At 57.0% G+C, this 12,922-nt stretch carries 8 protein-coding genes; 2 read left to right on the top strand and 6 right to left on the bottom strand.

Annotated features, from left to right (window positions below; all coding sequences use genetic code 11):
* Nucleotides 1-58: 58 nt before the first annotated feature.
* The gene (locus FBX97_RS27220) at nucleotides 59-568 is read right to left on the bottom strand and encodes a hemerythrin domain-containing protein (RefSeq protein WP_185748774.1); all 510 of its coding nucleotides are present in this window, start codon (nucleotides 566-568) and stop codon (nucleotides 59-61) included.
* A 117-nt stretch (nucleotides 569-685) separates the two neighbouring features.
* Nucleotides 686-1,231: an SRPBCC family protein gene (locus FBX97_RS27215; RefSeq protein ID WP_141838698.1), complete on the bottom strand. Its 546-nt coding sequence runs from the start codon at nucleotides 1,229-1,231 to the stop codon at nucleotides 686-688.
* Between the two features lie 258 nt (nucleotides 1,232-1,489).
* On the opposite strand from FBX97_RS27215, the gene FBX97_RS27210 reads away from it, so the two are divergent.
* Nucleotides 1,490-3,814 (top strand): UvrD-helicase domain-containing protein, encoded by a 2,325-nt coding sequence (locus FBX97_RS27210; protein ID WP_141838696.1) that lies wholly within the window; start codon nucleotides 1,490-1,492, stop codon nucleotides 3,812-3,814.
* Between the two features lie 54 nt (nucleotides 3,815-3,868).
* Here FBX97_RS27210 and FBX97_RS27205 read toward each other — a convergent pair whose 3' ends face one another.
* The 3 genes from FBX97_RS27205 to FBX97_RS27195 all read right to left on the bottom strand — a co-directional run bounded on the left by FBX97_RS27205 (nucleotide 3,869) and on the right by FBX97_RS27195 (nucleotide 6,134).
* Nucleotides 3,869-4,645, bottom strand: coding sequence for a BPSS1780 family membrane protein (locus FBX97_RS27205; protein WP_141838694.1), 777 nt, complete (start codon nucleotides 4,643-4,645; stop codon nucleotides 3,869-3,871).
* Nucleotides 4,642-5,601, bottom strand: coding sequence for a homoserine kinase (locus tag FBX97_RS27200; RefSeq protein WP_141838692.1), 960 nt, complete (start codon nucleotides 5,599-5,601; stop codon nucleotides 4,642-4,644). The genes FBX97_RS27205 and FBX97_RS27200 overlap by 4 nt, the downstream gene beginning before the upstream one ends.
* Before the next feature lie 74 nt (nucleotides 5,602-5,675).
* Nucleotides 5,676-6,134: a hypothetical protein gene (locus tag FBX97_RS27195; RefSeq protein ID WP_141838690.1), complete on the bottom strand. Its 459-nt coding sequence runs from the start codon at nucleotides 6,132-6,134 to the stop codon at nucleotides 5,676-5,678.
* A 182-nt stretch (nucleotides 6,135-6,316) separates the two neighbouring features.
* Here FBX97_RS27195 and polA point away from each other — a divergent pair, with 182 nt between their 5' ends.
* Nucleotides 6,317-9,103, top strand: coding sequence for a DNA polymerase I (gene polA, locus FBX97_RS27190; protein ID WP_141838688.1), 2,787 nt, complete (start codon nucleotides 6,317-6,319; stop codon nucleotides 9,101-9,103).
* A 100-nt stretch (nucleotides 9,104-9,203) separates the two neighbouring features.
* On the opposite strand, the gene FBX97_RS27185 is transcribed toward polA, so the two are convergent.
* On the bottom strand, nucleotides 9,204-12,596 hold the full coding sequence (locus FBX97_RS27185) for an NACHT domain-containing NTPase (protein ID WP_185748773.1): 3,393 nt from the start codon (nucleotides 12,594-12,596) through the stop codon (nucleotides 9,204-9,206).
* Nucleotides 12,597-12,922: the final 326 nt, after the last annotated feature.

Here is a 12,922-nt window from a genome sequence, read left to right as displayed (position 1 = left end):
TGAATAACAACGCCACCCGAGGGTGGCGTTGTCGTTTTTTGCACGGAGTGAACAGGCTTCAATGGCGCACTCCCAGTTTGCCGAACTGGGCCTGCATGTGCACCAGGTTCGCTTCGAACACCTGCATTTCCAGCGCAACCGCGCTCAGGTCCAGCTGGGCCAGTTCCAGCATGGGGAACAGTTCCTCTTCTTCTTCGCGGATGTGCGCCAGGGTCGACTGGATCATGTCGCGCATCAACATGTCGGCACGCCGTTCGTCGATATGCATGCCCTGCAGCGCCGCCAGCATGTCGTCGACGTTCAGGTGTTCTTCCTCGAAGTGGGCAACCAGGTTAGGTTCGATCTTGCGCACGCCGGGATAGAACACCGCTTCTTCCAGGCGCGAGTGGGTGTGGATGGCCTGCACCAGCTGGATCGCGGCCTGGCGCCGCACATCCAGGCTATGGCCGTTGAGATATTTATCGGCCAGCTTGCGGATCAAGTCGTGGTCGCGGCGCAAGGTCTTGATCGGGCTTTCTGCGAACGCATCGCGCGGACGCCGGGCATTGGGGTGGTGGATGCTGGCCATGGTTTCTCCTGATTGTCTTAAAACCATGGTAGTCCCGAAATGAGCGCAGCGCCGGGATGTTTGGTCACAAAATGTAAAAACGCCGCACAAGGCGGCGTTTTGGCAGCGGATGACCGCTTAATGCTGGGAAATACTGCCGCGCCAGCCACCGGTTTCGCGGCCGCGTTTTTCCAGCATTTCCTTGAATTTTTGTAAGTTGCCACGCGTTTCCATGCGCACGGCACCGAAGGCGTCACCCAGTTTTTCCAGCGGACCTTCCGGCTGGTAATCCATCTGCAGGGCGATGCGGGTCACGTCATCGGAAATCTTGTGGAAGGTAACGACGCCGCCGTTCGGCACGCCGCTGGTGCTGCGCCAGGCGATGCGCTTGTCCGGAATCTGTTCGGTGATCTCGACATCCCATTCCTTGACTTCGCCGGCGACATTGGCTTTCCAGTGCAGGTGCTTGTCGTCGAGCTGGCGAATTTCCTGGACGCTGGCCATGAACTGCGGGAATTCCTCGAACTGGGTCCACTGGTTATAGGCCGTGTTCACCGGGACATTGACCTCGATCGTTTCAACGATCGCGGAGTCCAGGCCGGAGCCCTTGTTTTTCTTCAATTGTTTCGACAGCAGTGCACCACCCACGGCGAGGGCGGCGACGGTAACGACACGGTTCAGCATATTCAGCCTCCTTATGGCAATAAAGTTCGCAGCCCGCAATCCCGCAGCTTGGCGGGGCGGGCGGTCTGAAGAACACATCTGCTGCCAAAAGTACGGTATCCGTGCGCACCATGTCGCCAGCGAGCCGTGCGGAAAGATTGCAAACCGCTAAATGGCGTCGCGAAAACATCAATATCGCCTGTTGTGATACTGTATATATGATCAGTAAAAACCCATCCCCGCGACGCCGGTGGCATGGTCCGACGGTATAATGCCCGCATGAATCTCCTCGACAACCTGAATCCCGAACAGCTGGCATCCGTCACGCTGCCGTCCCAAAGTGCCCTGATCCTGGCCGGCGCCGGCTCGGGCAAGACCCGTGTCCTGACCACCCGGATCGCGTGGCTGATCACGACCGGGCAGGTGTCGCCGGCGGGCATCATGGCGGTGACGTTTACCAACAAGGCGGCTAAGGAGATGCTGACCCGCCTGTCGACGATGTTGCCGATCAATACCCGCGGCATGTGGATCGGTACCTTCCACGGCCTGTGCAACCGCCTGCTGCGTACGCATCACCGCGACGCCGCGCTGCCCCAGACTTTCCAGATCCTGGACAGCCAGGACCAGCTGTCGATGATCAAGCGCATGCTGAAGGCGATGAACGTCGACGACGAGAAGTACCCGGCCAAGGACTTGATGTACTTCATCAACAACAACAAGGACCAGGGCCTGCGCGCGCACGACGTCGAAGCCTACGACCACGTGCAGCGCCGCATGGTCGAGCTGTACGAAGCCTACGACAACCAGTGCCAGCGCGAAGGCGTGGTCGACTTTGCGGAACTGCTGCTGCGCGCCTATGAGCTGCTGCAGCGCAACCACCCGCTGCGCCAGCATTACCAGATGCGCTTCCGCCACATCCTGGTCGATGAGTTCCAGGATACCAATGACCTGCAGTACAACCTGCTGAAGCTGCTGGCGGGGCACAACGAGCCGGCCGGCGGCGCCATCTTCGCCGTCGGCGACGACGACCAGAGCATCTATGCCTTCCGCGGCGCCAACGTCGGCAACATGCAGGCCTTCGAGCGCGACTTCGAAGTCAAGAACCTGATCAAGCTGGAGCAGAACTACCGCTCGCACGGCCACATCCTCGACAGCGCCAACCTGCTGATCGCCAACAACGCCAAGCGCCTGGGTAAAAATCTGCGCACCGACGCCGGCCAGGGCGAACTGGTGCGCGTGTACGAAGCCTCGTCCGACCTCGAGGAAGCCCAGTGGATCATCGAGGAAGCCAAGAGCCTGATGGCCGAGGGCATGTCGCGCAACGAGATCGCGATCCTGTACCGTTCCAACGCCCAGAGCCGCGTCATCGAGCACGCGCTGTTCGCGGCCGGCCTGCCGTACACCGTCTACGGCGGCCTGCGCTACTTCCAGCGCGCCGAGGTCAAGCACGCGATCGCCTACCTGCAGCTGATGGACAACCCGCACAACGATTCGGCCTTCCTGCGCGTGGTGAACTTCCCGACACGCGGCATCGGAGCGCGCTCGATCGAGCAGCTGCAGATGGCGGCCGACGCCCACCGCGTGTCGCTGTACGCGGCGGTGCCCCACATGACCGGCAAGGCCGGTTCGTCGCTGGGCAATTTCGTCAAGCTGATCGAAAGCGCGCGCTTCGAGACCCAGCAGCTGCCGCTGCCGGAAATGGTGCGCGTGGTGCTGGAGCGCAGCACGCTGCTGGCGCACTACGAAAAGGAAAAAGAGGGCCAGGAGCGCATCGAGAACCTGCAGCAGATGGTCAACGCCGCCACCCAGTTCGTGCAGGAAGAGGGCTTCGGTACCCACACGCCGGCCCACCTCGGCCCGCAGGCCATCGCTGCCAGCGGCGAAGCCATCGTGAATGCCGACGGGGTCGAGATCATCGACGCCGATGCGCCGCTGGCGACCGTGATGTCGCCCCTGTCGGCCTTCCTGGCGCACGCTTCCCTGGAAGCGGGCGACGCCCAGGCCCAGGCCGGCCAGGAAGCGATGCAGCTGATGACGGTGCACTCGGCCAAGGGCCTGGAATTCGATGCCGTCTTCATCACCGGTATCGAAGAGGGCCTGTTCCCGCACGAGAGCAGTGCACGCGAGATGGATGGCGTCGACGAGGAACGGCGCCTGATGTACGTGGCGATCACGCGCGCGCGGCGCCGCCTGTACATGAGTTTCACCCAGCAGCGCATGCTGCACGGCCAGACCCGCTTCAACATGAAGTCGCGCTTCTTCGACGAACTGCCGGAGGAATCGCTGAAGTGGCTGTCGCCGCGCGTGCAGACCAACTGGTTCGCCGGCCGCAAGTCGACCACGGCCTGGGACGACGCCAACTTCCGCGAAGGCGGCGTCGACAACCAGATCGCCAAGCAGATCACGCAGAAGTCGACGAGTGCTCTTGGGAACGGCACCGGCTGGCGCATCGGCGAGACCGTGGCGCACGCGCGTTTCGGCGAGGGCGTGATCGTCAACATCGAGGGCGGAGCGGGCAGTGCGCGCGCGCAGATCAATTTCGGCGCGGCGGGGATGAAGGTGCTGGACCTATCGGTGGCCAAGCTGGAGCGGGTGGGGCGGTAAGCCGTTTGTGCCGGCGTACGTTGGACGCGGTGGACGGAGAACCCGTCCACGCGTTCATGCAGCGTATGTGGCTGACCCCTCGGGCTTGCCGAAAATGGTGCGATAACCCGCATACATCGCGCACTGCAGCAGCAGCACGAACAGGAACACCACCCACATCACCACTACCTGCCCGATCCAGATTTCGCGGAACAGCAGCTGCGCGATCCAGACCAGCACGAAGAACAGCCCGAACCAGGCCAGCAGCAGCACCAGGAACACGCGCGCCGAGCGCACCACCGCGAAGAAGCTGTAGAACAGCGCCTTGCCGGTGCTCATGTGCTTCCAGTAGGTCAGCGGTCCGGCAAAATACAGCGTGATCATGATCAGCATGTTGACGATCATGATGCAGAAGAAGGTCATGAACAGCGGCGCCGCCGCCATGATCTGCGCTTCGTCCTTGGCCGACTGCCGGCTCTCGGCCACCTTCTGGAAGAATTCCGGCCCCAGGGTCAGTGCCACGATCCCCATTTCGACCAGCCAGACGCCCAGGTACACCAGGCCGACCTTGCACAGGGCCGCCAGTGCCGGCTTGCGGAAGCCGGTCAGCAGCACGGACAGCGTGACGCGCTCGCCGTTCTCGATCATCAGGCAGGCCTGCATGACGGCCATCGACAGCGACGGCACCAGCACCGGTCCGAGCAGGGGGCCGAACAGCGGCACCAGGCCCAGGAGCAGACTGAACAGGATGGTGGCGAACAGGAGCGTGGTCAGGGCGGCCGGCTGCTTGCGAAACAGGCCGATGCCTTGCTTCAGCCAATCCCAGCCGGTACTTGCGGGGAGCTTGTTCATGCGGTCAGCCGGGGTGCGGGCGTCTGGAGGCGTTGGCGCAGTACGCGCTCGAAGTGGGTCGGATCGTGCGGCGTCAGCATCTCGGCCGCGCGCGGCTTGTAAAAGTCATGCAGGCGCGACACCCAGAAGCGCAGCGCGGCGGCGCGCAGCATCGGCTGCCAGGCTTCCTGCTCGGCCGCGGTGAACGGGCGCGCCGCGTGGTAGGCATGGGTCAGCGCCTGCACGCGCGCCGGGTCGAGCGCGCCGGTGGCCAGGTCGATGCACCAGTCGTTGACGGTGACGGCGATGTCGAACAGCCAGCTGTCCCAGCCCGCGAAATAAAAATCGAAGCAGCCGCTCAGCTTGTCGCCGACGAACATCACGTTATTGCGGAACAGGTCGGCATGCACCGGGCCGCGCGCCAGCGCACGGTAGGTGTCGGTGGCAGCAAATTCTTGCTGGAACGCGAGTTCCGACGACAGCAGGGCGGCCGTGTCCGCATCGAGGTGGGCCAGGACGCCGGGCACGGTCTCGGTCCACCAGTCGAGGCCGCGCAGGTTCGGCTGCTGCAGCGTGAAATCGCGCCCGGCCAGGTGCATGCGCGCCAGCATGGCGCCGACTTCGGCGCAGTGCACCGGTTGCGGGTCCATCTGCGACGCGCCGTCGAGCTTGCTGACGATGATCGAAGGCTTGCCGTGCAGGGGCACCACCAGTTCGCCGCGTTCGTTGGCCACCGGATCCGGGACCGGCACGCCGCGCTCGGCCAGGTGGCGCATCAGCTGCACATAGAAGGGCAGCTGCTCGAAGCTGAGGTTTTCGAAAATCGTGAGGACGAACTCGCCGCGTTCGGTGGTCAGGAAGAAATTGGTGTTTTCAATGCCGCTTGCAATGCCCTGCAGGTTGAGGGCTTGGCCAAGGGGAAACTGCTTGATCCACTGGGACAGATCGTCCAGTGTGACCGAGGTGAATACTGCCATTGTCGTGGTGAAGTGGGGGCAATGAAAGGCTCGAAAAATCGGCCGCGCATCGGGCAGCCGATCGAGGCGATGGCTTACTTGGTGTCGGGTCCCGGACCGGCGGGCATCGGCGGCGGCGGCGGTGCATCGGCTGTGGTCGGGGTGTTCTGGCCGGCTTCGTTGCCGGCGCGGCGCTTGCCGCTCAGGTCGAACTCGCCCACTTTCCACTGCGGCGCGCGGATCGCGGTGGTCTGCGCGTTGCCCGGCTGGTTGTTCGGCCGCATGTAATAGTGGCTGCCGCCGGCGGTGACTTCGACTTCGGTGACCTGGCCACTGTTGTTGCGGTGTTCGGTGATCTCGGTACCGCGCTTCGGCGGGATATTGGTGGCCGGCACGTCGCTGCCCGGTTCGATGCGCTGCACGTTGGCCGGCGGCGTCTGGTTCTGGGCCGGTTGCGAGCTGCCTTGCTGGGCTGCGGCCTGGCCGGCGGCAAGCACCAGCAGGGCTGCCGACAGCGGCATGGAGAGTTTCAGGGTGGAAAATGAGCGCAGCATAAGGGTCACCTTTGTCGATTTGGCCATTGTAACAAACACGCCCGCTCCCTGTGAAAGTGTCGAAGCGTCCCCATCTGTAGTGCATACCGAGTGCAACCCGGGCCGTGCTTTTCCGATGGCCGATTCTGCGATAATGGCACCGATTCGCCGCGTCCGCCGCGGCCCACCCGATTTCAGTTTCCATGGACAATACTCTCCTTCTCGTCGACGGTTCCAGCTACCTGTACCGCGCCTTCCACGCACTGCCCGACCTGCGCAGCGGCGACGGCCATCCGACCGGCGCCATGCACGGCATGGTCAACATGCTGCGCCGCCTGCGCACCGACTTCCCGGCCGCCTACATCGCCTGCGTGTTCGACGCCAAGGGCAAGACCTTCCGTGACGATCTGTATCCCGAGTACAAGGCCACGCGCGCCTCGATGCCGGAAGACCTGGCCAAGCAGATCGAGCCGATCCACGAAGTGGTGCGCCACATGGGCTGGCCGATCCTGATGGTCGAAGGCGTCGAGGCGGACGACGTGATCGGCACCCTGGCGGCCCAGGCGACCGCGCGCGGCATGAACACCGTGGTCTCGACCGGAGATAAAGACCTGGCCCAGCTGGTCAACGACAAGGTCACGCTGATCAATACGATGAGCAACGAAAAGCTGGACGAAGCCGGCGTCGTGGCCAAGTTCGGCGTGCCGCCGAACCGCATCATCGATTACCTGACCCTGATCGGCGACACCGTCGACAACGTCCCGGGCGTGACCAAGTGCGGCCCCAAGACCGCGGTCAAGTGGCTGTCCCTGCACGGCTCGCTGGATGGCGTGATCGAGAACGCCCACAGCATCGGCGGCGCCGTCGGCGCCAACCTGCAGGCGGCCCTGGAATGGCTGCCGAAAGGGCGCGAGCTGATCACGGTGAAGACCGACTGCGACCTGACCAGCCACCTGGTCTCGATCGAGGAATCCCTGGTTGGCCGTCCGGAAGACAAGGACGCCCTGCGCGATTTCTTCCAGCGCTACGGCTTCAAGACCATGCTGCGCGAACTGGGCGCGGGCGGCGCCAACCCGGGCAAATACCTGTCGCCGGGCGCGAATGTCGACGCCAACGGCGCATTGAATTCGCCGGAAGGCGCGGCCGGCAGCGCGGCCGGCGTCCAGCCCGGCATGCCGATCATCAAGGGCGAGTACGAGACCGTCACCACCGAGGAGCAGCTGGCGCGCTGGCTCGACCTGATCGACAGGGCCGAGCTGACCTCGGTCGATACCGAAACCACCTCGCTCGATCCGATGACGGCCGAGATGGTCGGCATCTCGCTGTCGGTCGAAGCGGGCAAGGGCGCCTACATCCCGCTGGCGCACCGCTACGCCGGCGTGCCCGAGCAGCTGAACCGCGAGGAGGTGCTGGCGCGCATGAAGCCGTGGCTGGAAAACCCGGACAAGCCCAAGCTCGGCCAGAACCTGAAGTACGACACCCACATCTTCGAAAACCACGGCATCAAGTTGCGCGGCATCGTGCACGACACGCTGCTGCAATCCTACGTGTTCGAGTCGCACAAGCCGCACGACATGGACACCATGGCGCTGCGCCACCTCGGCTACACCACGATCCCCTTCGTCGACGTGTGCGGCAAGGGCGCCAACATGATCTGCTTCGACCAGGTCGAACTGGGGCGCGCCACCGAGTACGCGGCCGAGGATTCCGACATCACGCTGCGCCTGCACCAGGCCATGATCGGCCATGTGGAAAGCGACAAGGGCCTGGATTACATCTACCGCAAGATCGAGCTGCCGACCTCGGTCGTGCTGCAGAAGATCGAGCGCAACGGCGTGCTGATCGATGCGGACCTGCTGGCCGTGCAGTCGAACGAACTGGCGGCGCGCATCCTGGAACTGGAAAAGCAGGCCTATGAGCTGGCCGAAGGTCCGTTCAATCTCGGTTCGCCCAAGCAGATCGGCGAAATCTTCTTTGGCAAGCTGAAGCTCCCGGTGATCAAGAAGACCGCCACCGGCGCGCCGTCGACCGACGAAGAGGTGCTGCAGAAGCTGGCCGAGGATTACCCGCTGCCGAAGGTGCTGCTGGAGCATCGCGGCCTGTCGAAGCTGAAGTCGACCTACACGGATAAACTGCCGAAGATGGTCAACCCGAACACCGGCCGCGTGCACACCAACTATGCGCAGGCGGTGGCGATCACGGGTCGCCTGGCGTCGAGCGATCCGAACCTGCAGAACATCCCCGTGAAGAACGCCGAAGGCCGCCGTATCCGCGAAGCCTTCGTGGCGCCGCCGGGCAGCGTGATCGTGTCGGCCGACTATTCGCAGATCGAACTGCGCATCATGGCGCACATCTCGGGCGACGAGGCGATGCTGCGCGCGTTCGCCTCCGGCGAGGACATCCACCGCGCCACCGCCGCCGAAGTCTTCGGCGTGGCGCCGGAAGAGGTGAACAGCGAGCAGCGCCGCTACGCCAAGGTCATCAACTTCGGCCTGATCTACGGCATGAGCGCGTTCGGCCTGGCCCAGAACCTGGGCATCGAGCGCGGCGCCGCCAGCAACTACATCGACCGCTACTTCGCGCGCTTCGCCGGCGTCAAGCAGTACATGGACGAGACGCGCCTGTCGGCCAAGGCCAAGGGCTACGTCGAAACGGTGTTCGGCCGCCGCCTGTGGCTCCCGGAGATCAATTCGCCGAACGGCCCGCGCCGCGCCGGCGCCGAACGCGCGGCGATCAACGCGCCGATGCAGGGCACGGCGGCCGACCTGATCAAGCTGGCCATGGTGGCGGTGCAGGACTGGATCGAGGCCGACGGGCTGGGCACGCGCATGGTGATGCAGGTGCACGATGAACTGGTGCTGGAAGTGCCGGAAGGCGAGCTGGAGCTGGTCAAAACGAGGCTGCCGGAGCTGATGGCGGGCGTGGCGACGCTGAAGGTGCCGCTGGTGGCCGAGACGGGCGTTGGGCGGAATTGGGAAGAGGCTCATTAGAGGTAGGATCTCTGTAATAAATTCGGATGAGATATTAAATAAGATTTTGATCTGAATGAAAAACGTCAGGTGCGAATAAATGAATTATTCGCACTTCTACTTACGATTGGACACCTAGGTTTAACAGAATTGGGATTTCCTGTTTTGCCGGGCTGAAAATTGCTACGGATCTAATTTCTTTGACGGCTTTTAAAATAGGGTGATTGATACTATCGGTAGTAAGTATTAAAGACTTGATGGGGCTATCATCTGGATTTGTATAGCCATCAAAATAGTATAGCCAAACATCGTAAAGGTGATAGCTGGATGCCTCTAAGATATCAGCTTCGGTGAAAATTTGATTTTCAAAATTGCTCATCAACTCGGATAGATTGAAATTGTTAAAATATGGCAATCGAGAAAGAGAGCTAGGCATTAGTTTGGATTGGAGAGCCTGCTTCCACAGCCCTACTGGCTCTAGTTTTAATATGTCGGTTAAAAAGTTTAGATAGCGTGTTATTAGATTGTGATTATTAACAACTGATGCCCATTTTTGAGTGAAATTGATTATTGGTCTAGATGAGTCTTCCGAGAGTTCCTTGGCTGTTTCGCGAACAAAATCATGAATCGAAATTTCGGAGAGGTTATCTGACTCGCGCAAAGTCCGAAGGCTTTTATGCTCGATTTCACTCTTATCTAGTTGTTCTTTCCTCTTACTTTCTACATTTATTTGTAGTGCTGCTTTCAATTCTTCTACAGAGAGCCGAATTTTTTTATGGAGAGCATTAAGGTGTTCTCTAGAATTGCGACGGTGTGCCTGTGAGCTGCTAATTCTGCGGCTTTTGGGATCTGAGTATGATAAATAATTTCTTACTGCATTCCGTTGTGCTTCTTTTAATGGCGAGGTGGGAGCTGATGTTCCTAAGCTAAAAAGCGTGGCGTTATAATATAGATCTTGAAATGGTCCTCCCATTGTTAGGAAAACTCCTATTTGAAGATCGAGCCAATATTTCTGGCGCAGTATAGGTCCACATAGAGTAAAAACTATTTGTCCAACATAGCTGGTGAAATTCCCATATCTGTCTCTACGTGATGCTTGAGCAAGGCTTTGATGATAGGCGTTAAGCCTTAATTTTAATGAGCGCTCGATTGAGCTTGTTAAATTCTCTGATCCAAGGAGTAAGGAAAATGTTTGTAATTCATCGCTTCTGACGGGCAGGTGTTTAGGCTCGGTTAAAAAATGCCAGCGTTGGTCTGGAAGCCCCATTCCAATAACCAATAGAAGCATTTCTCTTCTAAGCCTTAGCTCGCTTTGCCATACTTGAACAAATGCATCATTCCATTCGCTCACATATTTTGTTGAAAGTGTTTGTAACAACGTTACTATGTTGGAGCCAACTTCTTTTGAGGTCGAATCGTTAAGATATTTAAAGAGAATGGCGGTTATCTCAACTGCGCTTTGTTCTGCGCTTTTGACACTATCAATGAGGAGTCCGCCCAATAAAACTGCCGTATGTAAGTTGGCACTTGATTTTTCGATTTTTAATATTTGCTCAACAATATACGCTTGGCTTTCATCGGATTTCAAACCAGCAATAAGCAGTCTGATTACTTCATGCCATCGTGGATCAAAGATATGGAGCGATAATGCTTCCCATAAATTTTTAACGCCATCCATTTCTAATGAAACTGACAGTGCAGTTGCAGCAAGATATTCTTGAAAGGTCAGATGAATGAAACTATACGCACTATTCCCAACTTCGATTAATAAGCCGGCTTTTTGTTTGATGAAGTTTAGGAAGTCTGCTGCCACATCCTTTGCTTCTTCTATGTCTAACACATCGTCGTGACGTAGTATATCCTCGGTGAGAATGGAAAGAACTTCCATTTCCGGCAAGATGGCTCTAGATACTGTTTTTGTCTCTCCAGACTTTCTATGCATGTAGAGTGCAAGAGTTTCAATTCTACGACGATTAGTGCGTTCGATTCTGCCTCTTCTAGAAAGATCTTCTCCAGCTTTGTATTTCCAAACGTGCCACGTATTTAATAGGGTCTCTGTACATTTTTGGTAAAGCACAACTCGTTCATCTGGTAATACGGCATCAATTCGATGAACAAGTGCAACAATTGTCAAGAGTAGCGGATTTTCTGATAATGTTCGGATTGCCGTGGCATTTGGGTTTTGGAGAATGCGAAGTAAGTCAGATATGTTAGCTTCTCGTGCTTGACGGTTTTCTACTCGCGCAGTGTACCAATCCCGAACAAAACACTCTATTTCTTTAATCAATAACGGTGCCACCTGGTGGTGGGTAAAGCGGTTTTGATTAAATCCGAAGGCAGGGCTATAACCCACTATTCTAGAGGTAATAATCGCTGTTGCCAGAGGATACGCATTTAAAAATGATGAGATGCGGTCGCGAACTAATTGCTTGAAGCTTGAATCTGGGAGTTCATCCATGCCATCGAATAATACGATTGCCTGCCCTGCCTCCAAATAATATTGTACAAATTCTTTGTCCGCGTCTGCGATGCTAAGATCCGCTTGAATGGTTTGGCAGATATAATCGAGCAGAGGTAAATTTTTGTTGTTCTTTAGTTCGTCACCGTATTTCCTTAAGGTCACAAGTAAAGGGAGACGACAATCTGTGCTCGCTTGATATCTTCCTTGTAGTCTTTCTGACTGCCCAACCATAAGTAAAAATTTCAATAATGTCGATTTACCCGAGCCTGGATCGCCTAGAATTACATGTCGTGCGCCTGGCGCAAGTAATGATAGCGGATTTGTTCTAGCAGTCTTTAGCGAAATGCCAGAATCTAAATAAGGGAGCACTGAAACTGGAATGTAAATATCTTCAATTGGAACACCATGCGTTGCTTCTGGTTTGTAGACTGACATTCCGATAAATTCTATTCGACTGTTTGCATCAATTATATTGTTGTCATAAATCTTTCTCACTTCAACGAAATTTTTGCGCTGCGCAATTCCGCCGTTTACAATTTCTGGATAGTAGTACAGGCATAGACGTGGTGTATCAATAAAGAGTGCTTGTAATTTTCGATGGCCCCAATGCTCGACTTCAAATTTTGCTCCTAACGAGGCTTTTAATGAGGCGAACCAGCTTACATCGCCGCCATCCTTTCTTGTTGCTGATTCTGTCAAATCGTCAGGAGTTACTAAGATCCATCTTTTCAATTTAAGAGACTTTTGATTTTGTATAGCTTTTTTAAGTGAGGCTGTAATTTCAGCGCGATGTGACGCTGACAATGGAGAGGGAAAGAATTTGTACTGATAGCCTGTAGTGCGATCTTTTCTAAGAGGGTTTTCTAAAACGCTATCAAGTCCATAATAATCTCCAGCCCGATCACTAAATAAGTTAACAGAGTTGCCATTTCGATTGGCCGCGTAGAATAATAGTAGATCTACTATCCGCGCGAACTCTTTGCCCCCTTCAGTTCCGGAAGGTAATATTTGAGATAAACTTCTTACCTCAGGTAGTCTGGAAATTGTCGTCATCGCGCTCATCAAAAATTAAGAAAGATAGTTAGGGTAGCTTGCTTCATGTAAGTGCCTTAAGCACAGAAGGTGTATAGATTATGCAATGCGTGAAAAAAAATTACTAGAAATTATGCTGTAAGCATTTTATGAGAACTGCATAATCTGACACCGGTCACCTAAAGTGCATCTAAAATTCGGTGCTGGAATTAGACTGAGTGTGAATGGCGTGGCAGATGTATAGTCATCTATATGCTATATATGGCGAAACTAAGAGTGCTGGAGGCCGATTTGGAGCTGGTCAAGCCGAAGGTGCCGGAATTGATGGCAAGCGTGGCGACTCTGAA

The organism is Herbaspirillum sp. SJZ107, assembly GCF_006715485.1.
In the GTDB taxonomy this organism is placed as follows: domain Bacteria; phylum Pseudomonadota; class Gammaproteobacteria; order Burkholderiales; family Burkholderiaceae_D; genus Telluria.
The sequence above is the reverse complement of the archived record's forward strand: the minus strand, read 5'-3'. Positions and strand labels throughout refer to the sequence as shown.